The 24,315-nt window shown below is 68.6% G+C and carries 20 protein-coding genes and 1 pseudogene; 8 read left to right on the plus strand and 13 right to left on the minus strand.

The features are described from left to right. Positions 1–43 precede the first annotated feature (43 nt). The 4 genes from ACFC14_RS15855 to hrcA all read right to left on the minus strand — a co-directional run bounded on the left by ACFC14_RS15855 (position 44) and on the right by hrcA (position 3,373). Positions 44–394, minus strand: coding sequence for a histidine triad nucleotide-binding protein (locus tag ACFC14_RS15855; RefSeq protein WP_376106464.1), 351 nt, complete (start codon positions 392–394; stop codon positions 44–46). 63 nt (positions 395–457) lie between these two features. Continuing rightward, a complete protein-coding gene (locus ACFC14_RS15860; protein WP_376106467.1) occupies positions 458–1,186 on the minus strand; it encodes a 16S rRNA (uracil(1498)-N(3))-methyltransferase in 729 nt (242 codons plus the stop codon). Positions 1,187–1,188: 2 nt separating this feature from the next. Beyond that, positions 1,189–2,304, minus strand: a complete 1,116-nt coding sequence (dnaJ, locus tag ACFC14_RS15865) for a molecular chaperone DnaJ (RefSeq protein WP_136041997.1) — start codon at positions 2,302–2,304, stop codon at positions 1,189–1,191. Between the two features lie 37 nt (positions 2,305–2,341). After that, complete coding sequence (hrcA, locus tag ACFC14_RS15870) at positions 2,342–3,373, minus strand: heat-inducible transcriptional repressor HrcA (protein ID WP_136041996.1); 1,032 nt, start codon at positions 3,371–3,373, stop codon at positions 2,342–2,344. Positions 3,374–3,476: 103 nt separating this feature from the next. Between hrcA and ACFC14_RS15875 the strand changes: the two genes are divergently transcribed. Next, positions 3,477–4,895 (plus strand): carboxylesterase/lipase family protein, encoded by a 1,419-nt coding sequence (locus ACFC14_RS15875; RefSeq protein WP_376106471.1) that lies wholly within the window; start codon positions 3,477–3,479, stop codon positions 4,893–4,895. Positions 4,896–4,914: 19 nt separating this feature from the next. Here ACFC14_RS15875 and hemW read toward each other — a convergent pair whose 3' ends face one another. Beyond that, positions 4,915–6,132 (minus strand): radical SAM family heme chaperone HemW, encoded by a 1,218-nt coding sequence (gene hemW / locus ACFC14_RS15880; RefSeq protein WP_376106474.1) that lies wholly within the window; start codon positions 6,130–6,132, stop codon positions 4,915–4,917. Next, positions 6,132–6,785 carry a DUF1990 family protein gene (locus ACFC14_RS15885; protein WP_376106476.1) on the minus strand — a complete coding sequence of 218 codons (654 nt, stop codon included), beginning with the start codon at positions 6,783–6,785 and terminating at the stop codon, positions 6,132–6,134. The genes hemW and ACFC14_RS15885 overlap by 1 nt, the downstream gene beginning before the upstream one ends. Before the next feature lie 324 nt (positions 6,786–7,109). Here ACFC14_RS15885 and ACFC14_RS15890 point away from each other — a divergent pair, with 324 nt between their 5' ends. Further along, entirely contained in the window at positions 7,110–7,463 is a 354-nt protein-coding gene (locus tag ACFC14_RS15890; protein ID WP_376106479.1) for a GIY-YIG nuclease family protein, read from the plus strand. A gap of 171 nt (positions 7,464–7,634) precedes the next feature. On the opposite strand, the pseudogene ACFC14_RS15895 reads toward ACFC14_RS15890, so the two are convergent. The 3 genes and pseudogenes from ACFC14_RS15895 to ACFC14_RS15905 all read right to left on the minus strand — a co-directional run bounded on the left by ACFC14_RS15895 (position 7,635) and on the right by ACFC14_RS15905 (position 11,829). Further along, positions 7,635–8,097 (minus strand): annotated as a pseudogene (locus ACFC14_RS15895) (DUF1990 family protein). Between the two features lie 30 nt (positions 8,098–8,127). Continuing rightward, positions 8,128–9,981 carry a translation elongation factor 4 gene (gene lepA / locus ACFC14_RS15900; protein ID WP_376106482.1) on the minus strand — a complete coding sequence of 618 codons (1,854 nt, stop codon included), beginning with the start codon at positions 9,979–9,981 and terminating at the stop codon, positions 8,128–8,130. A gap of 117 nt (positions 9,982–10,098) precedes the next feature. Continuing rightward, the gene (locus ACFC14_RS15905; RefSeq protein ID WP_136042875.1) at positions 10,099–11,829 is read right to left on the minus strand and encodes an ABC transporter family substrate-binding protein; all 1,731 of its coding nucleotides are present in this window, start codon (positions 11,827–11,829) and stop codon (positions 10,099–10,101) included. Between the two features lie 367 nt (positions 11,830–12,196). On the opposite strand from ACFC14_RS15905, the gene ACFC14_RS15910 reads away from it, so the two are divergent. The 5 genes from ACFC14_RS15910 to ACFC14_RS15930 are packed head-to-tail and all read left to right on the plus strand — an operon-like array spanning position 12,197 to position 17,498. Beyond that, a complete protein-coding gene (locus ACFC14_RS15910; protein WP_091036971.1) occupies positions 12,197–13,177 on the plus strand; it encodes an ABC transporter permease in 981 nt (326 codons plus the stop codon). A gap of 1 nt (position 13,178) precedes the next feature. Further along, positions 13,179–14,096 (plus strand): ABC transporter permease, encoded by a 918-nt coding sequence (locus ACFC14_RS15915; RefSeq protein WP_136042876.1) that lies wholly within the window; start codon positions 13,179–13,181, stop codon positions 14,094–14,096. Then, positions 14,047–16,149, plus strand: coding sequence for an ABC transporter ATP-binding protein (locus ACFC14_RS15920; protein WP_136042877.1), 2,103 nt, complete (start codon positions 14,047–14,049; stop codon positions 16,147–16,149). Before ACFC14_RS15915 ends, ACFC14_RS15920 begins: the two co-directional genes overlap by 50 nt. Further along, on the plus strand, positions 16,146–16,724 hold the full coding sequence (locus ACFC14_RS15925; RefSeq protein ID WP_136042878.1) for a PH domain-containing protein: 579 nt from the start codon (positions 16,146–16,148) through the stop codon (positions 16,722–16,724). Before ACFC14_RS15920 ends, ACFC14_RS15925 begins: the two co-directional genes overlap by 4 nt. Before the next feature lie 42 nt (positions 16,725–16,766). Beyond that, positions 16,767–17,498, plus strand: coding sequence for an alpha/beta fold hydrolase (locus ACFC14_RS15930; protein ID WP_136042879.1), 732 nt, complete (start codon positions 16,767–16,769; stop codon positions 17,496–17,498). Here the strand turns inward: ACFC14_RS15930 and ACFC14_RS15935 are convergent. Together ACFC14_RS15935 and ACFC14_RS15940 are read right to left on the minus strand one after the other, a co-directional pair. Next, entirely contained in the window at positions 17,493–18,680 is a 1,188-nt protein-coding gene (locus tag ACFC14_RS15935; protein ID WP_376106489.1) for an MFS transporter, read from the minus strand. The two genes, ACFC14_RS15930 and ACFC14_RS15935, sit on opposite strands and share 6 nt — an antisense overlap. Positions 18,681–18,724: 44 nt before the next feature. Beyond that, positions 18,725–20,095: a GH1 family beta-glucosidase gene (locus ACFC14_RS15940; RefSeq protein WP_376106491.1), complete on the minus strand. Its 1,371-nt coding sequence runs from the start codon at positions 20,093–20,095 to the stop codon at positions 18,725–18,727. Positions 20,096–20,317: 222 nt separating this feature from the next. On the opposite strand from ACFC14_RS15940, the gene rpsT reads away from it, so the two are divergent. Further along, positions 20,318–20,578 (plus strand): 30S ribosomal protein S20, encoded by a 261-nt coding sequence (rpsT, locus tag ACFC14_RS15945; protein WP_017830351.1) that lies wholly within the window; start codon positions 20,318–20,320, stop codon positions 20,576–20,578. Positions 20,579–20,672: 94 nt separating this feature from the next. Here rpsT and holA read toward each other — a convergent pair whose 3' ends face one another. Both holA and ACFC14_RS15955 read right to left on the minus strand, forming a co-directional pair. After that, a complete protein-coding gene (holA, locus tag ACFC14_RS15950; RefSeq protein WP_376106495.1) occupies positions 20,673–21,713 on the minus strand; it encodes a DNA polymerase III subunit delta in 1,041 nt (346 codons plus the stop codon). A 43-nt stretch (positions 21,714–21,756) separates the two neighbouring features. Next, on the minus strand, positions 21,757–24,120 hold the full coding sequence (locus ACFC14_RS15955; protein ID WP_376106498.1) for a ComEC/Rec2 family competence protein: 2,364 nt from the start codon (positions 24,118–24,120) through the stop codon (positions 21,757–21,759). Positions 24,121–24,315 lie beyond the last annotated feature (195 nt).

Consider the following 24,315-nt stretch of genomic DNA (forward strand, 5'->3'; position numbering starts at 1 on the left):
GGGCGGCCGACCGCCCAGGCTGCGCTCCTGCGGTTCGTTGTTGTCAGGCACCGACGCTCTTCTCGGTCAATCCCCCGGCCAGCACATGCGCGTGGACGTGGAAAACGGTCTGTCCGGCGTTCGCGCCGGTGTTGAAGACGAGACGGAAGTCACCGTCGGCGGTGTGCTCCTCGGCCAGTTTCCCGGCGAACGCCACCATCTCTGCCAACAGCGACGGATCTCCCGCGGCGAGTTCTGTGACGTCACGGTACTCCGCGGTCTTCGGGACCACGAGCAGATGCACGGGCGCCTGCGGGGCGATGTCCCGCAGTGCGAACAGGCGATCGGTCTCGCCGAGGATCTCGGCAGGGATCTCCCCGTTCAGAATGCGCGTGAAGATCGAGGGTTCCGTCATGCGCTCAAGTCTACTGATCACGGCGTCCGCGGCGCCCTGGGGCCTCGACGGCCGGAACAGAGCTCACCAGCGGCCGAGCGCCACCGACAGCACGGCGATCGCCGCCGGGCCCGCCGTGGACGTCCGCAGCACCGTGTCGCCCAGGAGCACGCGTTCTGCCCCCGCCGCCGTCAGCCGGTCGAGCTCCTCCTCGGCGACCCCGCCTTCCGGCCCCACGACCAGAACCAGATCACGACCGTCAGCCTCGATCTCGGAGAGACGCACGGAGGCCGTCGGATCGAGCAGCAGCATCCGCTGCGAAGCCGCCCGTTCGGCGAGCTGCTTCGTCGAGACCGGGGCGGTGACCTCGGGCACCCAGGCCCGATGGGCCTGTTTCGCGGCCTCGCGCACGATGGTCGCCCACCGTTCGCGCCCCTTCACCGCCTTCGGACCCTCCCACCGCGACACACTGCGGCTCGCCTGCCACGGCACGATCTCGTCGACGCCGAGCTCGCACGCCGCCTGCACGGCCAGCTCATCGCGGTCGCCCTTCGCGAGCGCCTGGACCAGGATGATCCGCGGGCTCGGAGCCGGATGCTCGACGCGGTCGGAGATGCGCACCTCGACGCGGCTCGGAGACACCTCTTCGGCCGCACCGGTCAGCCACACACCCGCGCCGTCGCCGACCGTGACCGCCTCGCCGACGCGCAACCGCCGTACGACGGCCGCATGCTTCGCCTCCGCGCCCGTCAGCGACACGACGTCGCCGACTCCGGCACCCGCAGAAGACTCCACAAGGAAGTGCAGTGCCATGATCAGTGGCTGCGGAAACGGTCGCGGAGCTTCGAGAAGAGCCCGGGCTGGAACTGCGCGAGCTGCGGATCCGGCGCCTTGGCCTTCTTCGCGAAGTCCTCGATCAGCGCGCGCTGCGCGGAGTCGAGCTTGGTCGGTGTCAGCACCTGCACGCCCACGCGGAGGTCTCCGCGCTGGGTGCCGCGGAGCGGGGTGATGCCCCTCCCCTTGATGGTCAGGACGTCCCCGGACTGCACGCCGGAACGGATCTCGAGATCGACCTCGCCGTCGAGCCCCTGGATCGTGGTCTCGGTGCCGAGGATCGCGTCGGTCATCGACACCTCGAGCGTGGCCAGCAGGTCGTCGCCCTCGCGGCTGAAGGCGGGATGAGCGTTGACCGTGACCTCGACGTACAGGTCGCCGTTGGGGCCGCCCGCCTTGCCGACCTCTCCCGAGCCGGGCAGCTGGAGGCGCAGACCCGTCTCGACGCCGGCGGGGATGTCGAGCGAGACCGTGCGACGCGAACGCACGCGACCCTGGCCGCCGCACGTACCGCACGGGAACGGGATGGTGGTGCCGTAGCCCTCGCAGGTGCCGCAGGGCTGGGAGGTGACGACGTTGCCGAGCAGGCTGCGCACCTGGCGCTGCACATGGCCGGAGCCGCCGCAGATGTCGCAGGTGACCGGGGAGGTCCCCTCCTGGCAGCAGGAGCCGTTGCACGTCTCGCACAGCACCGCGGTGTCGACGTCGATGTCGCGGTGCGCACCGAACACGACGTCGCCGAGGTCGAGCGTGACACGGACGAGCGCGTCCTGGCCGCGCTCCCTGCGCGAGCGGGGTCGCGCCCCGCGACCGCCGCCCTGGGAGGCGCCGAAGAAGGTCTCGAAGATGTCGCCGAAACCGCCGAATCCGCCGAAGTTGCCGGCAGCGCCGTCTCCCCCGCCCATGTCATAGCGGCGCCGCGACTCGTCGTCGCTCAGCACGTCGTACGCGTGCGTGACGAGCTTGAACTTCTCCGCCGCGTCCTCACCGGGATTCACGTCCGGGTGCAGCTGTCGCGCGAGGCGTCGATACGCCTTCTTGATCTCGTCGGTGGAAGCGTCTCGGGACACCCCGAGAACCTCATAGTGGTCCGCCACAATCGCCTTTCTGCGTGTGTCTTCCGGCGCGACCGCGTCAGCGGCCGGCCTCGTCTTCGTCGAGCATCCGCGACAGGTAGCGGGCGACAGCCCGCGCCGCAGCGAGATTGCTCGGGTAGTCCATCCGCGTCGGCCCCATCACGCCGACGCGCGCGGTGCCGCTGGGTGCGGCGTAGTTGCTGGCGACGATCGATGCCTCGCCCAGGCCGAACGGCGCATTCTCGGTGCCGATGCTGGCGGCGAGTCCGTGCTCGTCGGTCACCATCTCGCTCATCAGCCGCAGCAGCGTCACCTGCTCCTCGATGGCCTCGAGGAGCGGATGGATGCTGCCGCGGAAGTCCTGCTCACGGCGGGCCAGCGTGGCCGCTCCCGCCATCACCAGACGCTCCTGTCGGAACCCGCCGAGCTCGTCCATGACGACGCTCGCGATCGCGCGCAGCACGAGGTCTTTCGGAGCGTCTTCCGCGGCCAGCAGGGTCTGGAGCCGGTCGGAGGCCTCGCCGATGCCGTGGCCGGTGATCAAGGCGGCCATGCGTGCACGCAGCACCGCCATCTCGGCCTCGTCGATGGCTTCCGGCAGCAGCGCCACGCGTTGCGACACACCGCCGGCGTCCGTCACCAGCACGATGAGGAGTCGATTGGGCGCCAGTGCGACCAGCTCGACGTGCGTGACGTGAGCCCGCGCGAACGACGGGTACTGCGCGAGCGCGACCTGGCCGGTGAGCTGCGTCAGCACCCGCACGGTGCGCACCATCAGATCGTCGAGGTCGGCGGGCTCACCGAGGAACGATTCGATCGCCGAGCGCTGCGCCGACGAGAGCGGTCGCAACTGTGCCAGGTGATTCACGAAGACGCGGTAGCCCTTGTCGGTCGGCACCCGACCCGACGAGGTGTGCGGAGCCGTGATGAGCTCCTCATCCTCGAGCAGCGCCATATCGTTGCGGATCGTCGCCGCCGAGACGCCGAAGGAGTGCCGGTCGACGATGGAGCGGCTGCCGACGGGCTCGTGGGTCTCGACGTAGTCCTGCACGATCGCGCGGAGAACCTGGAGTCCTCGCTCTGTGACCATCGCCCTTCCCTTCCGCTGGCACTCGGACGTTCAGAGTGCCAATCCTACCCCGTGCAGCTCCGGATCCTCCGTACCGCGGACACCCGACCCTAGGATGACGCTCATGACCTCCTCGCCTCAGACCACGCTGTCGACCGGCGCCGTGCGCGGTTCCGAACACGAGGGGGTCGCCCGTTTCCTCGGCATCCCCTTTGCCGCACCGCCGTTCGGGGAGAACAGGTTCCGGGCGCCGCAGCCGGTGCGGGCGTGGAAGGGCGTACGTGAGGCGACGCAGTTCGGCCCCACTGCTCCGCAGCTCCCCTACGCCGGCGCGATCGGCGAGCTCCTCGGCTCGGTGCGCATCGACGGCGACGACATTCTCACGGCCAACGTCTGGGCGCCGATCGGGGCCTCCTCGGCGCCGGTGCTTCTGTGGATCCACGGCGGCGCGCTGGAGCGCGGCACCGCCGCTCTGCCCCTCTACGACGGCACGGTGTTCGCGAAGGCGGGGATCGTCTTCGTCTCGATCAACTACCGTCTGGGATCGGAGGGATTCTCGGTGCTCGAGGATGCACCGAGGAACCTGGGCCTGCGCGACGCCGCCGCGGGATTGGCGTGGGTGCAACGCGAGATCTCCGCCTTCGGCGGCGATCCGACGCAGATCACCGCGATGGGAGAATCCGCCGGCGGGGCGATCGTCGCCGGGCTTCTCGCCCGAGAAGATTCCCGCGCGCTGATCCATCGCGCCATCATCGAATCCGGGCCGCTCGCGGCACAGCCGGTGAAGAAGGCGGGCCGGGTGACGGCGCAGCTCGCGAAGAGACTCGGCATCCGCTCCGACCGCGCGGCGTTCGCCGAGGTCTCTCCCGAGCAGCTGCTCGATGCCAGGAAGGCGCAGTCCGCAGGCTCTTCACCACTGGGCGGAGCTCCCGGCTTCCAGTTCGCCATCGACCCGGAGAGCCTGCCCCGCTCTCCGCACGAGGTGCTCGGCGAGATCGACACACCGATTCTGATCGGCAGCAACACCGACGAGTACCGCTTGTGGTTCCCGCCCGAGGCCCTGGCCGGTATCAGCGAGCTGAAGCTGCAGGCCGCGCGGATCCTCTCCCGCATCCCGCGACGTGCGGTGCGGGAGTACCGCTCGGCCTTCCCCGGAGCGAGCACGGGCGAGGTGTTCGGGCAGCTCGTCACGGACATGCTGCTGCGGGCGCCGTTGAGCCGCCTGGCAGCCGCACGGCCGGATCTCACCCACGTGTACGAGTTCGCGTGGCCGAGCCCGGTTCGCGATCTGCGCGCCGCGCACGCACTGGAGCTCGGCTTCGTGTTCGATCGCCTCACGGACGACGAGACGGTGCGGTTGGCGGGCCCCGGCGCGCCGCAGGCGCTCGCGGACGAGATGAACGCGGCCTGGATCGGATTCGTCACGAACGGCGACCCGGGCTGGCCGGTGTACGGCTCCGGCCGACAGACGCGGATCTTCGATGCCACGAGTGCGACGCTGCCACAGCGCCGAACGACGGGGATGGATCTGCTCCCGGGCTGAACCGCCCCCGATCAGGGGGTCAGTCGGTGAGCTCCCGCACCACGGCATCGGCGAGAAGTCGACCGCGTAGCGTCAGCTGGACACGGCCCCGGATGGCGGCTGACGGGTCCACGAGCCCGTCGGCGATCAGCCCGGCGACGCGACTCCGGTTCGCGGCGGGCACCTCGTCGACCGCGATCCCGTCACGGATGCGGCTCAGCAGCAGGATGCGCTCCAGCGTCCGCGACTCGGCGTCCGGCCGTTCCGTGCCGGCAGCGGGCGACTCGGACGCCGCGAGCCGCTGTGCGTACGCCGCCGGATGCTTCACGTTCCACCAGCGCAGCCCGGCGACGTGGCTGTGCGCACCGGGGCCGAAGCCCCACCAGTCACTCCCCCGCCAGTACGCGAGATTGTGCCGCGACCGTTGCTCGGGCGTGCGTGCCCAGTTGCTGACCTCGTACCAGTCGAAGCCACCCGCTGCGAGGCGAGCGTCGGCGAGCTCGTACATGTCGGCCTGCAGATCGTCATCGGGAGTCGGAACCTCGCCGCGGCGGATCTGGCGGGCGAGCTTCGTCCCGTCCTCGATGATCAGGGCGTACGCGGAGATGTGGTCGGATTCGAGCGCGAGAGCCGCGTCGAGCGAGGCCTCCCAGTCCGCGAGTGTCTCCCCCGGCGCCCCGTAGATCAGGTCGACGCTGACCGCGAGGCCGGCGTCCTTCGCCGCAGCGACCGCGGTGGTCACGTTCTCGGGCCGGTGCGTGCGGTCGAGGGAGGCGAGCACGTGCGGCACGGCCGACTGCATACCGACCGACATCCGCGTGACTCCGGCGGCGGCCAGCGTGCGCGCGACCGCGGGCGTCACCGTGTCGGGATTCGCCTCGACGGTGACCTCCGCACCATCCGCCAATCCGAAGGCCGAGGTCGCGGCCTCCAGCATGCGAGCCAGATCACCGGCCGGCAGCAGCGTGGGCGTCCCTCCGCCGAAGAAGACCGTGTCCATCGGTCGTAGCGCTCCCGCGTCGGCCAGCACCCGGCGGGCGAGGTCGATCTCGGAGACCAGCGTCGATGCGTAGTCTTCCTGCTTGGCGCCGCGGAGTTCGGTCGAGGTATATGTGTTGAAGTCGCAGTATCCGCAGCGCACCGTGCAGAACGGGATGTGCAGGTAGGCCGAGAACGGCACGCTCGTGTCGACGGGAAGGTCGTCGGGCAGATGCCCGTCCGCCGGCGCAGGGTCTCCCAGAGGAAGCGGTCCCGCCATCACAGGGGGGTCGCGTACAGCGGGGAGATCGCGCGGAGGTAGCGCGCGAAGAGCTCACGACGGCGGCGTTTGACGAGCGCAGGCACCAGGCGGTACGCGAGCGCATGGGGAGCGTCGAACGCGCGGACGGTGAACCAGACCTCGTCGTTGTCTTCCCGCCAGTCGACGTCGAACGACTCTTCGCCGCGGACGACCGATCCGCCGACCGTGCCGAGGACGAAGCCGATACGGCGGGTCTCCTCGGTCACCGAGATCACGCGAAGCTCCGCGTCTGCACGCATACTTCCGACACGGCCACGCAGATGAAGCGTCATCCCCGCGCCCACGTACGGCATTCCCTCCGCGTCATAGCGAGGCTCGACGTCGCGCTTGCTCGGCGCGATCGGGTTGCCCTCGGCGTCGAAGCTCACCCCCGCATAGGCGGGACCCGGCGCCGGTCGCACGTCCTCCACGGAGAGACCGGCCGCACGCTGAGCCGTCCAGGACAAGAGCGCGTCACCGGCGGTCTGGAAGCGCTCGATGCCACTGCCGATCCGCCAGGATTCCTCCGCCGGGATGCTGCGCTCCGGCGGGTACTGCATCAGATCGGGCGCGTGGGTCGCACCCACGGCCGCATAGTCCACCGTGTCGTCTCGGAAAGTCCCGCGCCGCATGAGTTCCAGCCTACTTCCCGTTACCTGGGCGAACACCCCCACGCGCCGCACGGCGACACATCCCGGGTACCGAGCCCGTCGCCCCTGGGTCCCTGAGCCCGTCACCCCTGGGCCCCTGGGCCCCTGAGCCTGTCACCCTGGGTCCCTGAGCCTGTCGAAGGGCCGCCCCTGGGCCCCTGAGCCTGTCACCCCTGGGTCCCTGAGCCTGTCGAAGGGCCGCCCCTGGGCCCCTGAGCCTGTCACCCCTGGGTCCCTGAGCCTGTCGAAGGGCCACGGTTATCCACACCCGGTCGTGGGCGATCTCGGTGCGCGCGACCATGGATCATGGCGTGGACATACATCCTCAGGTGCACTGACGACAGCTTCTATACGGGAAGCACCAACGGCGATCTGGAAGCGCGCGTCTGGGAGCACAACAACGACGATCAGTTCGCCGCAGAGTTCACGCGACGAAGGCGACCTGTCGTGCTCGTGTACGCAGAGCATTTCGAGACGGTCGATGCGGCGTTCTTCCGGGAGAAACAGCTCCAGGGATGGAGTCGCCGCAAGAAGCTGGCCCTCATCGAGAACCGTGGGCATGACTTACCAGCCCTGTCGCGGTCAACCGGAGTCGGGACTCTTCGACACGCTCAGCGACCCAGGCAGGGGGAAACTCAGCACCCCAGGGACGCTACCTGACGCTTCGACAAGCTCAGCGACCCAGGCAGGGGGAAGCTCAGCGACCCAGGCAGGGGGAAACTCAGCACCCCAGGGACGCGACCTGACGCTTCGACAAGCTCAGCGAACCAGGGAGGGAGAAGCTCAGCGAACCAGGGAGGGAGAAGCTCAGCGAACCAGGGAGGGAGAAGCTCAGCGACCCAGGCAGGGGGAAGCGGCGGCTGCATCCCGGACGATCTGCACGTAGCGCGCGTGGGTCGCCCGCTGCACCATGCGCAGCGCCGGGCCGAGCAGACTCCAGAACCAGGTCGACGGAGACGAGATGGATCGCGCAGTGAACACGCCGTTCCCATCGATCCGAAACGACTCCTCTCCGTAGATCGGATGCCCAGGACGCGTCTCGTACCCGAACCCGCTCATCCGCCCAGACGATCCTCACCGGTTCGACGAAGCGCACACCGAAGAGACGCTTCGCGAGCGTGCCCTCGAGCCCAGGCGCGGGTGCGGTGTCAGGCACCTCGAACCCAGCGCGGCGCTTGAACTCCCACGAACTCACCAGCGCGGCGACGGCATCGCGTGCCGCCGGGTCGACCACGGTCGAGTGCTCGGAGATCCGCATCCCATCAGGCGCAGTCGCGATTGGATGACGTGTCATCCCGCGCTCGTACACCGGCAGCGGCACGCGCTACTTCTTGTCCTTGCCCTCGACGTCACCCGACAGCGCGGCGATGAACGCCTCCTGGGGGACCTCGACGCGACCGACCATCTTCATGCGCTTCTTGCCCTCCTTCTGCTTCTCGAGGAGCTTGCGCTTGCGGGTGATGTCACCGCCGTAGCACTTGGCGAGCACGTCCTTGCGGATCGCGCGGATCGTCTCTCGGGCGATGATGCGCGCACCGATCGCGGCCTGGATCGGGACCTCGAACTGCTGGCGAGGGATGAGCTTGCGCAGCCGCTCGGCCATCATCGTGCCGTAGGCGTATGCCTTGTCACGGTGGACGATCGAGCTGAACGCGTCGACCTTCTCACCCTGGAGGAGGATGTCGACCTTCACCAGGTCGGCCTCCTGCTGTCCGGAGGGCTCGTAGTCGAGCGAGGCATACCCCTGCGTCTTCGACTTCAGCTGGTCGAAGAAGTCGAACACGATCTCGCCGAGCGGCATGTTGTAGCGCAGCTCGACGCGCTCCTCCGAGAAGTACTCCATGCCGAGCAGCGTTCCGCGGCGGGACTGGCACAGTTCCATGACGGTGCCGACGTAGTCCTTGGGCAGCAGGATCGCCGCCTTCACCATCGGCTCCGAGACCGAGCCGATGCGTCCGTCCGGATACTCGCTCGGGTTGGTCACGGTGACGGTCTCGCCGGTGTCACTCGTGAGGACCTCGTAGATCACGCTGGGCGCGGTCGTGATGAGGTCGAGATCGAACTCCCGCGCGAGCCGCTCGGTGATGATCTCGAGGTGCAGGAGCCCGAGGAAGCCGCAGCGGAAGCCGAACCCGAGCGCCACCGACGTCTCGGGCTCGTACACGAGCGACGCGTCCGAGAGCTTCAGCTTGTCGAGTGCCTCACGCAGCTCCGCGTAGTCGCTGCCGTCGATCGGGTACAGACCCGAGAACACCATGGGCTTCGGGTCGGTGTAGCCGGGAAGGGCCTCGGAGGCGGGCTTGCGTGACGTGGTGATCGTGTCGCCGACCTTCGACTGGCGCACGTCCTTCACGCCCGTGATCAGGTAGCCGACTTCGCCCACGCCGAGTCCCTTGGTCGGGGTCGGTTCCGGGCTCGACACACCGACCTCGAGCGCTTCGTGATTCGCTCCGGTCGACATCATCTGGATGCGCTCGCGGGGCGAGAGGCTGCCGTCCACCATGCGCACATAGGTGACCACACCGCGGTACGCGTCGTAGACCGAGTCGAAGATCATCGCGCGCGCCGGCGCCTCCGCGTCGCCCTTCGGGGCGGGGATCTCCTGCACGAGCCGGTCGAGCAGCTCCTCGACACCGACCCCGGTCTTTCCCGAGACGCGGAGGACGTCTTCCGGCTTGCCGCCGATGAGGGAGGCGAGTTCCTTCGCGTACTTCTCGGGGTCGGCGGCCGGGAGGTCGATCTTGTTCAGCACCGGGATGATGTGGAGGTCGTTCTCCAGCGCCAGGTAGAGGTTCGCCAGTGTCTGGGCCTCGATGCCCTGCGCCGCATCCACGAGCAGGATCGCGCCTTCGCAGGCCGCGAGCGAACGCGAGACCTCGTAGGTGAAGTCGACGTGGCCGGGGGTGTCGATCATGTTCAGGGCGACGGTCTGGCCGTCGAGTTCCCATGGCATCCGCACGGCCTGGCTCTTGATGGTGATGCCGCGCTCGCGCTCGATGTCCATCCGGTCGAGGTACTGCGCCCGCATGTCACGATCCGAGACGACACCGGTGATCTGGAGCATCCGGTCGGCGAGGGTGGACTTGCCGTGGTCGATGTGGGCGATGATGCAGAAATTGCGGATCTGCGCAGCCGGCGTCGAGGCAGGCTGAAGAGGTGTGAGAGCGCGTGGGGACATGTCCCCTCGATTCTACGGTCAGGCGGTGGCAAACCCCGATTCGCGTGATGCTCCGCCGGCAAAGCACACTGGGCGGCCCCCCGAGGGGGACCGCCCAGTGTGTGGTGCGAACGGGGCTTACTTGGCCCAGCCCACGTTCTGCCAGAAGTTCGTGCCGGTGGTCGACTCGAACTGCGAAGGACCGTAGTTCACGAGACCGTCGGCGATCGCGTACTGGTTCGGACGTGCCGCCAGCGGGATCGTCACGGCTTCGCTCATGATGATCTTGTCGATCTCCTTGGCGATCTCGAGACGTGCCTCGGGGTCGAGCTCAGCGTTGGCTTCCGTCCAGAGACCATCCAGACGCTCATCCGCGACGCCGGGGAAGTTCTGACCCGAGTCGGCCGGGCTGAAGATCGACTCCGTCGAGGAGATCGGGAACGGCGTACCCTGCCACGCGAAGATCGTCGCCTCGAAGTCACGCGTCTCCGTCGTGATGTACTTCGTGAAGAAGTCTGCCGACGGGACGGTGTCGATCTTGACGTCGAAGCCCGCCTTGGCGGCCATCGGCTGGATCTGCTGCGAGAGGATCGCCGAGTTCGGGGTCTCCGAGGGGATCACGAGGCGAACGGTCAGCTTGGTGCCGTCCTTCTCGCGGATGCCCTTGTCGCCCTCGACCCAGCCGGCGTCTTCCAGCTGCTTCTTGGCGGCGTCGACGTCGAACGCGATGTCCGCGCTGTCATCTTCGTAGCCGTTCTGACCGTTGAGGAAGATGAGGTTGTTGAGGACCTCGGGCTCGACGCCCAGCGGCTCGATGACGGCCTGAGCCATGATCTGACGGTCGAGCGACTTCGCGAAGGCCTGACGGACGGCGACGTCCTCGAACACGCCGGCGGTGCCGTTGAGCGTGACGTGGCTGTACGTGACGCCCTTCGAGTTCAGGATCTCGGAGTCGGAGCGTGCCTTCGCGGACTCGAGCGTGTCGACGCTGGAGTTGATCGGGATCGCGTCGAACTCCTTGTTGGCGAACGCCTGGCCGACCGTCGAGCGGTCCGTGGCCTTGTAGTTGATCGTGTCGAGCTTCGGCTTGTCGCCCCACCACGTGGGGTTCGGCTCGAACGTGATCGTCTTGCCGGTCGCGTCGAACTTGCTCACGATGAACGGACCGCCGGAGACGTAGGTCGAGCCGTCGGCAGCGAACGGACCGTTCGCCCATGCCGTGTTGAAGCTCTCCGGGGTCGCCGTGAGCCAGCGGGGGTAGATCGTGCCGGTGCCGAGGATGGAAGGCCAGTCGGCGTTCTTGTTCGCGAACGTGATCAGCACATCCTGGTCGTTCTCGCCGGCCTCGATCGAGGCGACGTCCGACCAGACGTTGGTGGAGGTCGGGGCGAACGCCTCGTTCTTGCCGTTGAGGGCGTTGAACTGGCCCTGGAAGTCCTGAACACCGATGGGGGTGCCATCGGACCAGACGGCGTCAGGGTTGACCTTGACCTCGACGACCTGGGGGTCCTCGCTCTTCAGCTCGACCGACGTGGCGAAGTTCGGGTCGGCTTCCCAGCTGCCGTCCTCCTTGATGACCACGAAGCCGGGGGTGAACAGGCTCGAGATCGTGTTGTCGTCGACGGTGCCGGCATCGAGGTTGTAGAGGTTCCAGTTGGCCGGCGTCTCGTCGAGCGGCAGGTTCAGCGTGCCGCCGTCCTTGATGGCGTCGCGGTCAGCGGCGACCCAGCCGGTCGCGGGAAGCGCCTCCGGCGAGGAACCGCCGTCGCCGTCTCCTCCGCCGTTCGTAGCGGGCGCGCACGCAGAGAGCGCCAGCGCGACGCCGGCGATTCCGGCGAGGGCCGCCCATTTCTTGGAGTTCGACTTCATCGATCTCCCCCTTCTATCGTTTCGTGCAGACTGCACAGGACTCGTCCGAACCGGAGACCGAAGACAGCGACCGGCTATGGAGCAACATCATCGATGATCGCCCCGTACACCGGCATGTCAGGCCCGTGTTGTCCGGATCGTTACCTAGTTGTCGTTCAAACCGCATCGTCGTGCGGTGTGAAACGGGGTCGCGCCGTGGCTGACATCGCGTCGCGTCGGCCCGACCGCCGTGAACATGGCAACATGGGGAGCCTGCCGGCGATCGAAGGGGATATGCCGGCGTTTTGGAAAGACGGTCTCGGGTGCCTAGAGTAGCGAGGCCGCAACAGATGTCGGCTGCGCGGCGATCCCGCGCCGAAGGAGCTCCATGATCGGATTCATCGCCAAGCGTTTGGTGAACTATCTCATCCTCACCGTCATCGCCACCCTGGCCGGCTACGCACTCGTCTCCACCACTCTTCAGCCGGCGGCACGGTTCCTCGGCAAGAATCCCCCCGTCCCGCAGTCCAGCATCGACGCGGCGCTCGACAAGATGGGCGTCAACCCCGACGTCTCCCTGCTGCAGCGCATGTGGGACTGGCTCGTGCAGTTCGTCACCACCGGCTCCCTGGGGATCTCCACTCGCAGCACCGAGGTGACGGCCGACATCATCGAACGTGCCGGCACGAGCCTCCGACTTCTCATCATCGGCACCATTCTCGGAGCGGTCTTCGGAATTCTGCTCGGCGTGTGGGGGGCCATCCGGCAGTACCGCGCGAGCGATCAGATCATCACCTACGCGTCGTTCACGGTGCTCGCGACCCCGATCTTCGTGATCGCGGTGCTCCTCATGATCGGCGCGACCTGGGTCAACAACGCGTCCGGTCAGCAGCTCATCAACTTCACCGGCGAGTACAGCGTCGGGGTCACCGGGTTCTGGCCCGTCATAGGCGATCGAATAGCGCATCTGCTGCTGCCCACGATCGCGCTCACCGTGACCGCGGCGGCCTCCTACTCCCGGTACCAGCGCAGCGCCATGCTCGACGTGCTCTCCTCGGACTTCATCCGTACGGCACGCGCGAAGGGGCGGACCCGCGGATCCGCCATCATGCGTCACGGCGTGCGCGTCGCGCTGATCCCCATGTCGACCTTCTTCGCCTATTCGTTCGGCACCATCCTGGCGGGCGCGGCCGTGACGGAGAAGATCTTCAGCTGGCACGGCATGGGCGAATATCTCATCGACTCCGTGTCGAACAACGACATCAACGCCGCGACAGGCTCGATCCTGTTCGCCGCGATCCTGGTGCTCATCGCGGGCACGCTGGCCGACGTCCTTTACGCGGCCCTCGACCCCCGAGTGAGGATGTGACATGACGCTCGATCCCACACAGCTCGACGCTCCGCCGCTCGAGCCGGAGAACGAGGAGTCCCCGTCGATCCCCCGGTGGCGGCTGATCCTGGTCCGCACTTTCTCGACCAAGCGCGCCTGGATCGGCGCCGGCGTGCTCGTGCTGATGTTCCTGCTCGCCTACGTCGGCCCGCTGCTCTACCCGTGGTCCGCGACCGATCAGGACTACCTGTCGTTCAACAAGGGTCCGAGCCTCGACCACTGGTTCGGCACCGACACGATCGGCCAGGACATCTTCGCCCAGTCGATGGCCGGCCTGCAGAAGTCCCTGCTCATCGGCCTCATCGTCGGACCGGTCACGGCCATCATCGCCGGGCTCGTCGGCGCGATCGCCGGGTATGTCGGCGGGGCATGGGACCGGGTGATCGTCTGGATCATCGACCTGCTCCTCGTGCTGCCGAGCTTCTACATCCTGGTCCTGCTGAGCCCCCTGTTCAAAGACCTGGCCTGGGTCGCGCTCGTCGTGTTCCTCCCCCTCTTCGGCTGGATGGTGCTCGCGAGGGTCATCCGCGGTCAGACCATGTCGCTGCGCGAGCGCGACTACGTCAAGGCGGCGCGCTTCATGGGCGTCGGCGGTTTCACGATCATCCGCCGGCACATCATCCCCAACGTGGCTTCGCTCCTGATCATCGACGCGACGCTGGGTGTCGGCGCCGCGATCCTCGCCGAGACCACGCTGAGCTACTTCGGCTTCGGCATCCAGCCGCCCGACGTGTCGCTCGGCACGCTGCTCGCTGCGGGAAGCGCCGCGGCGACCACCCGTCCCTGGCTCTTCATCCCGCCGGCGATCATCCTCGTCGCCACCGTGCTCGCGTCGAGTCTGCTCGGAGATGCCCTGCGTGACGCCGTCGACCCGACCTCGGAGAACAACCGTGCCTGAACCCCTGCTTCGCGTCCGCGACCTCAACGTCACCTTCGAGACGAAGGCCCGCACCGTCCACGCGGTGCGCGGCGTCAACTACGAGGTCAACCGGGGAGAGTTCCTGGCGATCGTCGGCGAGTCCGGTTCGGGCAAGTCCGTGTCGTCGATGGCGGTCATGGGCCTTCTCCCGAGTACCGCCCAGGTATCCGGCTCGATCACGTATGACGGCACCGAGCTCCTGGGCTCCACCGACCGGCAGCTGTCGAAGATGCGCGGCTCCGACATCGCGATGATCTTCCAGGACCCGCTCTCGGCGCTGACCCCGGTCTACACGATCGGCCAGCAGATCATCGAGGGCCTCAAGCTGCACCAGCCGGGACTCAGCACTCAGGCGCTGGAGGCCCGCGCGGTCGAGCTGCTCGACATAGTGGGCATCCCGGAGCCCCGCCGACGCGTGAAGTCGTTCCCGCACGAGTTCTCGGGCGGCATGCGCCAGCGCGCGATGATCGCCATCGCGATCGCCAACGACCCGAAGCTGATCATCGCCGATGAGCCGACGACCGCGCTCGACGTCACCATCCAGGCGCAGATCCTCGACGTGCTCCAGACCGCCAAGGAGATCACCGGCGCCGCCGTGGTGCTCATCACGCACGATCTCGGCGTCGTGGCCGGCAACGCGGACCGCGTGGCCGTCATGTACGCAGGCAGGATCGTCGAGACCGCCCCCGTGGACGACCTGTTCGCCCGCCCGGCCATGCCGTACACGATCGGTCTCCTGCGGTCGATGCCGAACATGGTCGACCAGCGGTCGGCGCGGCTGGTACCGCTCGAGGGCCGTCCGCCGCTGCTCACCGAGATCCCCACCGGCTGCCCGTTCGCCGATCGCTGCCCCGCGGTGATCTCGGCGTGCCACGACATCGAACCGGACCTGGTTCCGGTTGCACCGATGCAGGCCGCGGCGTGCATCCGCGCGACCGAGATCGTCGACGGCCGGCTCCCCCGCGACGAGGTCTTCTCCCCGCCGGCGCCTGCGGAAGAGGTCGTGCGCGAGGTCGAGACCCGCGGCACCGTGCTCAAGGTCGAAGACCTCAAGCGGCACTTCCCGCTCACCAAGGGCACCGTCTTCCGCCGTCGTATCGGCACCGTCCGTGCGGTCGACGGCGTCAGCTTCGAGCTGGAGGGCGGCAAGACCCTCGGCCTGGTCGGCGAGTCCGGCTGCGGCAAATCGACCACCGTCATGGAGGTGATGGAGCTCGCCAAGCCGCAGTCGGGGCGGGTCGCCGTCAACGGCATCGACACGGCTTCGCTCTCCCCGGCCCAGCGTCGCGCGCTCCGGACCGACATCCAGATCGTGTTCCAGGACCCGGCGGCCTCACTCGATCCGCGCATGACCGTCGAGGAACTCATCGGCGAACCGCTCACGGTGCACGACGTCCCGGCGAAGGAGATCTCGCGCCGCGTGCGCCGGATGCTCGAGCTCGTCGGCCTCGAGCCGAGCTATGCCCGTCGTTACCCGCACGAGTTCTCCGGGGGGCAGCGCCAGCGCATCGGCATCGCCCGCGCCCTCGTGGTCGAGCCGAAGATCCTCGTCCTCGACGAGCCGGTCTCGGCGCTCGATGTCTCGGTGCAGGCCGGCGTGATCAACCTGCTCGAAGACCTGAAGCAGCAGCTCGGGCTCTCGTACCTGTTCGTCGCCCATGACCTCGCCGTGGTGCGTCACATCGCCGACGACGTGGCGGTGATGTACCTCGGGCGCATCATCGAGTACGGCGACGTCGATGAGATCTTCAGCAACCCGCGCCACCCGTACACGCGCGCGCTGCTGTCGGCCGTGCCGGTCCCCGACCCGCAGATCGAGCGCACACGGGAGCGCATCCTCCTCTCCGGAGACCTGCCGTCGCCGACCGAGACGATCACGGGTTGCGCGTTCCGCACGCGGTGCCCGCTCTACGCGATCCTCCCTCCGGAGCAGCAGGCCGAGTGCGAGACCAGGTCGCCGGAGCTGCGGCCCGTGGAGGGACGCGACGTCTCCTGCCACTGGGCGGAGCAGGACATCCTGCAGACCGCGTGATCGGTCGTCGTGGCGTCAGCGGGCGCGGCACGGAGCGCATCGTCGTCCGCGGCGCATCGGGCTGGTGGATCAGCGGTGTGCTGGCGGCGCTGTTCGCGTACCTCCTCATCGATGCGGCGATCCGCGCGGAGTGGGCGATCGTGCTACTCTCCCTGCCGTGGATGGGCTTCGTCCTGCTGGTGTGCTGGATGCTGCTGATCCGGCCCTGCCTGATCGTCGCGCCCTCCACGCTCACCGTGGTCAACGTCTTCCGCACGCACACCATCCCCTGGCGCGAGGTGGCCGCGCTTCAAGTGCGATACCAGCTCGTCGTCGAGTTGACGGACGGCACCACGATCCGCGCCTGGGGTTCACCCACCGTCCAGCCGCGCCGGGACCGGGATGCCGACGTGTCGGCCCCGAACCGCTCCCGCGCCTTCGTCGGGGTCGTCGAAGCCATCGACCGGGCGCGCGACGACGTCGGGCGTGCACCGACAGGTTCGGACTCGCGAACCGTGAGCATCGCGTGGCGACCGCTCCTCGCGATCGTCCTGGCCCTGGCCCTCGGGGTGACGACCGCAGGACTGCTTCTCTGACGAGGACTCTCGGAGCAGGCGCCGAGATCCTATGCTGAACGCGTGAGCGCACAGATCGTCCTCGTGCACGGCATCCGCACGTCCGCCACGATGTGGCGCGCGCAGCTCGCCTATCTCGATGCTCACGGTTACGCCGCCACGGCCGTCGACCTGCCGGGGCACGGCACCCGGATGGGCGAGGATTTCACGCTCCATGAGGCGCTGCACACGATCGATGCGGCGGTTCGAGCAGCGGCGGAGAAGGGGCCCGTCGTGCTCGTCGGTCACTCGATGGGAGGCCTGCTCTGCCTCGCCTATGTCGGCGGAGCGGACAAGCCGCCGGTCGCCGCTCTGGTCGCCGCAGCGTGCACCTCGCTCCCCCGCGGCGCAGGACTCCGGGCCTACCGACTGTTCGCCAGGGCCGTCGACTCGCTGCCGGACCGCGGAATGTGGCTCACGGCGCGCATGCTCGAGGCGACCATCCCCGCCGAGACGCGGTCGGACTTCGCCGCGGGCGGCTATGCACTCGACACGCAGGATGCCGCGCTCCGCAGCCTCGCGACCCTCGACATCGCCACCGCCGTCCCCCGGATCACGATCCCCCTCTGGTTCGTCAACGGTCAGTACGACCAGCTGCGACTGAACGAGACGCTCTTCCGTCGCCTCGCCCCGCATGCCGAGCTGATCGTCGTCCCGCGCACGACCCATCTGGTGACGGCCATGCGTCCGCGGATCTTCAACGCGGTGGTGCAGGTGGCGATCGCGACGGTGGAGCAGGAGCCGGCTCGGTCATGAGCGCTTCGGCTCCCGGGCGAACGCGGTGAGCAGCCCGCCGACCAGGGACAGCACCGCCGCGGCGATGAAGACCAGCCAGAACCCGCCGACCAGAGCGACCAGCGCTGCCCCCAGGACCGGTCCGATCAGCTGGCCGAGGGCGGCCGTGACGTTCACGATCCCGAGGTCGCGCGCATGGTCCTGTTCGTCGGGCAACAGGTCGGCAGCGAAAGCGAGTCCCACCGTCGAGAAGGCTCCGTAACCGAGGCCCATCAGGGCCGCGGCCACCATCGTCATCTCGAACGTCGGCACCAGCGCGATCGCGACGCCCGATGCTGCCTGCACCACGGTGGCGGCGACCGCGAGCTTGCGCCGGTTCCCCGTGCGATCGGAGACGATGCCGGTGACCACGGAGGCGATCACCACGAACACGGTGTAAACGACGATGAGCAGCAGGAGATTGTCCTGCGCGACGGCACTCGGCTGGCCGAGGCCGTGCAGCAGGAAGAACAGGAAGAGCGCCGTCCCGAGCGCGTTGCCGATGTTCGTCACCAGGCGACCGGAGAGCATCCAGGCGAAGTCCCGGTCGCGCAGGGATGCCAGCCGACGACGACCCACCGGCTTCGGTCGCATGGCCTCGATGCTCGGGGGGTCGGGCAGGAGCAGCGCGGCCGCCGATCCGACGACCGCGATCACTCCGGCGAGCAGCAGGTAGCCGTCGCGGATGCCGAGACCGAGGAGGACGACCAGCCCGACTCCCAGCACGATCCCCACCGCCTGGCTGGAACCGACTGCTGCGGAGGCCGCACCGCGCTGCGTCGACGGCAGCTGGTCGGCGATGAGGGCAGTGAAGGCTGCGGACGAGACGGCCACGCCGATCGACACCCCTACCCACCCGGCGCCGACTGCCCACGGACCCTCGGCATATCCGGTCAGGACGAGGCAGACCGCGGTGAACAGAACTCCGCCGAGCGCCCACGGGCGGCGGCGGTGGCGCCCCGCGGCCGCGCGATCGGAGAGCGCCCCGGCGGCAGGACCGGCGATGATGCCGGCGAGCCCGCCGATTCCGAGCACCAGCCCGGAAGAGACGACACCGCGGATCCAGTCGTCTTCCGGGGTGTCCAGCTGCAGGGGAAGGAGCAGCTGCACGGGTGTGAGCTGCACGGTCCAGATCGCGAGCCACGCCAGCGTGAACAGCGACATCCATCGTGTTCCCGCTCGAACCGTGCGGGTGCCCGTGGTCTCGCTCAACTCGCCACCGCCGTCGCGGCCGCTGCGCGCGAACTCGCGATCACGTCCCGATACCAGTCGTAGGAGGCCTTGGGCGTGCGTTCGCCCGTCTCGAAGTCGACGTGCACGAGCCCGAACCGCTGGGTGTAGCCGTCTGCCCATTCCCAGTTGTCGAGCAGCGACCACACCGTGTACTCCTCCACAGACACTCCGGCGTCCACCGCCTCCCCGACAGCCGCGAGGTGACCGGCCAGATACTCGATCCTGTCCGTGTCGTCGATGCGGCCCGCGCGAGCGGGTTCGGGGAAAGACGCTCCGTTCTCGGCGATGACGACCGGGGGAAGATGCGGATGCCGTGCGTGCAGGTCGATCAGGAGATCGCGGAGGGCTGCGGGCATGATCGGCCATTCCGGCCCGAAGCCGGTGACCGGAACGCCAGGAGTGGGCACGATGTCGAACGGCACGGGGCTCCCGGCAGCGGCAGCCGTCACGGTCGTGGGGTTGTAGAAGTTGATGCCGTAGAAGTCGATCGACCGCCCGATCTCCTCGAGATCCCCGTCGCGCACCGGCATCGGGGGAAGCCCGAGCGACTCGAGGTCCGGGTACGCGCCGTCGAGGAGCGGTGCGCTGAAGACCCGGTTGTGGAGCAGATCGTAGACGGCGGCGGCTTCGCGGTCCTCGGCCGTATCGTGCAGCGGCAGAACCCACGTGTGGTTGTTCGCGAGACCGACGGTGGAGGCACCTCGTTCCCGCAGCACCGAGGCGGCGCGGGCATGGGCGAGCAGCTGGTGGTGGGCGGTCGGCAGCGCGTCGAAGAGCAGCTGTCGTCCCGGGGCGAGCGCACCGACCGCGTACCCCTGCAGCGTCGTCATCGCCGGCTCGTTGATCGTGTACCACTGCCTCACGCGATCGCCGAGACGGTCGGCCACGATGTTCGCGTACTCGGCGAAGCGCTCGGCAGTGTCGCGCTCGAGCCAGCCGCCGTCGGCCTCGATCGCACTCGGCATCTCCCAGTGGAAGAGGGTCGGGAACGGTGCGACGCCCGCCTCCAGCAGGAGGTCCACGAGCCGCGAGTAGTGGTCGAGCGCGCCCGCGTCCCCCGCACCCCGGCCGTCCGGCTGCACGCGCGCCCACGGAATGGAGAACCGGTAGCGGTCCAGCCCCAACCCCGCGGCGAGAGCCACATCGGCCTCGGGATGCCGATAACTGTCGCACGCGGGATCCGCGGTCGACCCGTCGATGATCGCGCCCGGTCTCTCGAGGAAGTCGTCCCAGATGGAGCGGCCGACGGCCCCCGTCGGGCGCGACCCCTCGATCTGGAAAGCCGAGGTCGCTGCGGACCAGCGGAGGCCTGCGGGCACGGACGGAGGAACGTGTTCGGGGGTCATGTGGCTCCTTGACAGCGGTGTCGGGATAGAGATGATTCTGCACCCAGTTCCAGGAGATCCGCGACGGAGTATCGTGATCCGTCTGCCGTTTCGCGTGATCACCCCCTCTGCTGGTAGACTCGACTCTTGGCTTGCGTGTGGGTTCTTCCCTCACGACCGCTGTGCAGCAGCCCTCTTCTGCTGCCGGCATTCCGAACACTCCTGTACAGAAAGCGTCCACACGTGGCAAACATCAAGTCGCAGATCAAGCGCAACAAGACCAACGAGAAGGCGCGCGAGCGCAACAAGGCCGTCAAGAGCGAGCTCAAGACGGTCATCCGCACGACTCGCACGGCAGTCTCCGCCGGCGACAAGGCAGCAGCCGAGGCCGCGCTGAAGAAGGCCGCCGTCAAGCTCGACAAGGCCGTCAGCAAGGGTGTCCTGCACAAGAACCAGGCGTCGAACCGCAAGTCGGCTCTCGCCAAGCAGGTCGCTTCTCTCTGAGCGGAAGCTTCTGAGAAAGGCCCGTCCCGTTATCGGGGCGGGCCTTCTTCGTGTCTCCGGCGTGCCGGGCGATCCGCGGAGTGAGGACGCGCGGCTATTCCTCGCCGAATGGACGACGAGTGGCGATCACCGTGACCATGCGCTCGAGCGCGAAGATCGGATCGCGGGCCGCACCCTTGACCTCACCGTCGGCGCGCGCTGTGGCCTGGATCGCCATCCCGAGCGAACGCTCGTTCCATCCGGCGAGGTCACGGCGGGCACGATCGACCTGCCAGTCCTTCATGCCCAGACGCTGGGCGAGCTGCCTACTCGGTTCGCGGTTTCCGGCGACCCGAGCCATGGTGCGGAGCTTCATCGCAAAGGCCGCGACCATCGGCACCGGGTCGGCACCGGACGACAGCGCATGGCGGAGCGCGACGAGCGCCTCTCCGTAGCGCCCGGCGATCGCCGTGTCGGCCACGACGAATGCCGACACCTCGACCCTCCCGCCGTAGTACTTGGTGACGACCTCTTCGAAGATGTCACCCTCGACGTCTCCGATGAGCTGCTGGCAGGCCGCAGCCAGCTCGGTGAGGTCATCGGCGAACGCGGAGACCAGCGCGCGCAGGGCCGCCGGCGCGATGCGCTTCTTGGCCGTGCGGAACTCGCCCGCGGCGAAGTCGACGCGGTCACCATCGCGCTTGATCGCCGGGCAGGCGATCTCGATCCCGCCGCCGCTACCGGCGCGGACGGCGTCGAGCAGCTTCTTGCCCCGCACGCTCGCCCCCGTGTGCCGCAGGATGACCGTCGCCCCCTCCTGAGGATTGTCGAGGTACGACACCGCCTCCTGGATGAAAGCGTCGGAGCACTTCTCCACGCCGGAGACGCGCACCAGACGCGGTTCGCCGAAGAGGGATGGGGACGTGAGGGACAGCAGCGTTCCCGGCGCGTAGTCGTCGGCCCGCACATCGCTGACCTCGAGGGCGGGATCCTCGGCACGGAGGTAGTCGCGGACGCCGGCGATCGCGCGCTCGGCGCAGACCTCTTCCGGCCCGGAGACGAGCACGATCGGAGCGGGATGAGGCTCTCGCCAGGAGACCTGGGGAATCTTCGTGGGTTTCGCACCGCCACGGGAAGGGGGACGCGAAGCTGCCATGGATCCAGACTACCGGCGGTCGCCGACACCGCTGCCCGCGCGCTCAGGGCAGTGTCTTGTCCGTCCACACGCGCAGCTCGCCGTCTCGGACGCCGAGAAGGATGCGTCCCTGTTGATCAGTGCGCAGCGCCTGTGCTCCGCCCGCCGAGACGAGGTCGAGGGTCTCGCCGCGGGGATGGCCGTAGTCGTTCCCCGCCCCGACGCTGAACAGCGCCACGTGAGCCTGCACGGCCGCATAGAGACCCGCATCCTGGTCCGCGCTGCCGTGGTGGGCGACCTTGACGACGTCGTAGCGACCGAGCCGAGCCGTGCGCAGCAGCATCCGCTGGGGTGCCGCAGAGAGATCGCCGAGGTAGATGGAGCGGGGCACCTCTCCCCCGTCGAACTCCATCACCACACTCGCGTCGTTGCCGTCGGGGAAGGCAGCCGAACCCCGCACCGGCCACAGCACCCGCCAGGCGGCCTTCCCCAGCATGCCGCGCTGTCCCATCCACGCCTCCTCGACGCGTGCGCCTCCCCCGCTGAGCTCCTCGAGGAGACGTCGATCGCCTCCCTCTGCGACCGGACCGTGCAGCACTGCGTCGACCCGCCCTCGGATGGCGGCGCCCCCGCCGGCGTGATCGAGGTCGAAGTGGGTGAGGACGAGGAGATCGATGTGCCCGATGCCGAGGGACCTCAGGCACGCCGCCAGAGGCTCCGGAGCCGGCCCCGTGTCGATCAGCGCCACCCGCGTCGCCGAGCGCACGAGCAACGCGTCGCCTTGCCCGACGTCGCACGCGGCGATTGACCATCCGTCGGGCGCCGTCGCCGTGGCGAGCGGTCCGTCGAGGAGCACCCGGGCGCCGGCGAGCGAGAGCACGACGATCAGGACCGCGGCCGCGGCCCGCTGCACGATGAGTCGCCCACGCCCGGTCGCCGCTTCCCTGCTCTGTCGACCGAATCTGATGACGACGACCACGATGCACACGCTCACGAGAGCCACGAGCAGTGCACTGCCGATTCCCGCGGGCAGCAGCAGTTGTGCTCCGGGCAGCCGTGCGGCGGTGGTCGCCGTGGTGGCGATCCACGCTGACGGTAGCCAGGCGGACGACGCCAGCAGATCCGCGAGAGTCGGCAGCGGAGCCGCCAGGCAGGCCAGCAGGCCGACCACGGTGGCGATCGGCGCCGCGGGTGCGGCGATGAGATTCGCGGCGATGCCGATGAGCGACTGCTGCTCGGCGAAGAGAGCGATGATCGGGCCGCACGCCAACTGCGCAGCGAGCGGGACCGCGAGAGCCAGCGCCACCGGTCCGGGCATGATCCGCGCCAGCCCGCCGGCGAGTGGTCGCGCGAGCATGACCAGAGCACCGGACGCGGCGACCGACAGCGCGAACCCCGGAGTAGCCGCCAGCCACGGGTCGGCGACGAGAATCCCGGCAGCGCACAGCGAGAGCATGCCCGCGCCGGCACTCGGACGGCCGAGCAGCACGGTCAGCATGCCGACCGCCGCCATGACCGCTGCACGGATCACGCTCGGTTCCGGCGTGACGAGGACGACGAATCCCGCCAGACCCAGCACGGAAAGGACCACCCGCAGTGCCCGCCCGGCTCCGCACAGGGCGGCGAGCCAGAAGATACCGCCGACGACGATCGCGCAGTTCGCTCCACTCACCGCGGTCAGGTGGCTGAGACCGCTCGTGCGCATGTCGTCGTTCAACTCCGCGCTCACAGCACGGGTGTCGCCGACCGCGAGGCCCGGCAGAAGGCCTGCGCCGGGCTCGGGGAGTCGCAGGGACCGCTCCACGAAAGCGCGCTTGAGGCTCGCCGCGACGGCGAACACTCCGGAGGCGGGCTCGACGACCTCGGTCTCGTTCGCGAAGACGACGAGGACCGAGCGCTCACCCGCATCGGTCGTCCGCACCTGTCCGACCACTCGAACCCGGGCACCGAGATCGAAGCCGTCGCCCGGCTCGACTCCTATGCGCACCGGCGCAGTGAGCGCGGCTGGTCGATCTCGGTTGCCGATGGTCATCGTCTGCGCATCGAACCAGAGTCGTCCGTCCCGACCGATCGACGCCGCCGAAGTCACCTCCGCGGTCACCTCCGTCACGTGCCCCGACCAGTCGGCGGCTTGCGCACGCGAGGGAAGGGCGAGTGCGACAGCAAGGCCGATGGCTGCCATCGCGGCGAGAAGCACCACGGCCAGACCTCCGCCGCCGTGAAGCCGCAGTGCCCGTCCCCGAAACATCGCGAGCACCATGAGCACCGCGCCCATGGCGCAGCCGCCCACCATCCACCACGAACACCCCGGCAAGAAGACGCACAGCAGGGCCGCCGCCCACACCGCCCCGAGCAACGGCAGCAACCGCAGATCGCGCCGTTTCAGGCTCGGTCTCGGCTGCTCCGCGCGGGTTCCTGGCTGCGACATCCCGTCACGCTACGAGAGCGCAACGACCAGACATCACCGCGAGCCCGCGAGCTGCGGACAACCACAGCGAATCACCACTCGTGCAGAGACAGAACCTCGCTACGGCCGCTGACGTCGCGAGAAGGAACCGGAATGGCAGACATGGCTATCGCGGACGACGACGCCGACGCCGACGGGCGAGTTGCGCCCTGTTCG

The organism is Microbacterium sp. NPDC055988, assembly GCF_042269505.1.
GTDB lineage: Bacteria > Actinomycetota > Actinomycetes > Actinomycetales > Microbacteriaceae > Microbacterium.

Excerpts from the sequence above, each read along its gene's own strand:
- ACFC14_RS15920 (WP_136042877.1), top strand. The coding sequence starts at position 14,047 with ATGCCCTGCGTGACGCCGTCGACCCGACCTCGGAGAACAACCGTGCCT.
- ACFC14_RS15940 (WP_376106491.1), bottom strand. The coding sequence starts at position 20,095 with ATGACCCCCGAACACGTTCCTCCGTCCGTGCCCGCAGGCCTCCGCTGG.
- holA (WP_376106495.1), bottom strand. The coding sequence starts at position 21,713 with ATGGCAGCTTCGCGTCCCCCTTCCCGTGGCGGTGCGAAACCCACGAAG.
- lepA (WP_376106482.1), bottom strand. The coding sequence starts at position 9,981 with ATGTCCCCACGCGCTCTCACACCTCTTCAGCCTGCCTCGACGCCGGCT.
- hemW (WP_376106474.1), bottom strand. The coding sequence starts at position 6,132 with ATGGCGGGACCGCTTCCTCTGGGAGACCCTGCGCCGGCGGACGGGCAT.
- ACFC14_RS15915 (WP_136042876.1), top strand. The coding sequence starts at position 13,179 with ATGACGCTCGATCCCACACAGCTCGACGCTCCGCCGCTCGAGCCGGAG.
- ACFC14_RS15875 (WP_376106471.1), top strand. The coding sequence starts at position 3,477 with ATGACCTCCTCGCCTCAGACCACGCTGTCGACCGGCGCCGTGCGCGGT.
- ACFC14_RS15855 (WP_376106464.1), bottom strand. The coding sequence starts at position 394 with ATGACGGAACCCTCGATCTTCACGCGCATTCTGAACGGGGAGATCCCT.
- ACFC14_RS15905 (WP_136042875.1), bottom strand. The coding sequence starts at position 11,829 with ATGAAGTCGAACTCCAAGAAATGGGCGGCCCTCGCCGGAATCGCCGGC.
- ACFC14_RS15860 (WP_376106467.1), bottom strand. The coding sequence starts at position 1,186 with ATGGCACTGCACTTCCTTGTGGAGTCTTCTGCGGGTGCCGGAGTCGGC.
- ACFC14_RS15910 (WP_091036971.1), top strand. The coding sequence starts at position 12,197 with ATGATCGGATTCATCGCCAAGCGTTTGGTGAACTATCTCATCCTCACC.
- ACFC14_RS15885 (WP_376106476.1), bottom strand. The coding sequence starts at position 6,785 with ATGCGGCGCGGGACTTTCCGAGACGACACGGTGGACTATGCGGCCGTG.
- hrcA (WP_136041996.1), bottom strand. The coding sequence starts at position 3,373 with ATGGTCACAGAGCGAGGACTCCAGGTTCTCCGCGCGATCGTGCAGGAC.
- ACFC14_RS15935 (WP_376106489.1), bottom strand. The coding sequence starts at position 18,680 with ATGTCGCTGTTCACGCTGGCGTGGCTCGCGATCTGGACCGTGCAGCTC.
- ACFC14_RS15955 (WP_376106498.1), bottom strand. The coding sequence starts at position 24,120 with ATGTCGCAGCCAGGAACCCGCGCGGAGCAGCCGAGACCGAGCCTGAAA.
- ACFC14_RS15890 (WP_376106479.1), top strand. The coding sequence starts at position 7,110 with ATGGCGTGGACATACATCCTCAGGTGCACTGACGACAGCTTCTATACG.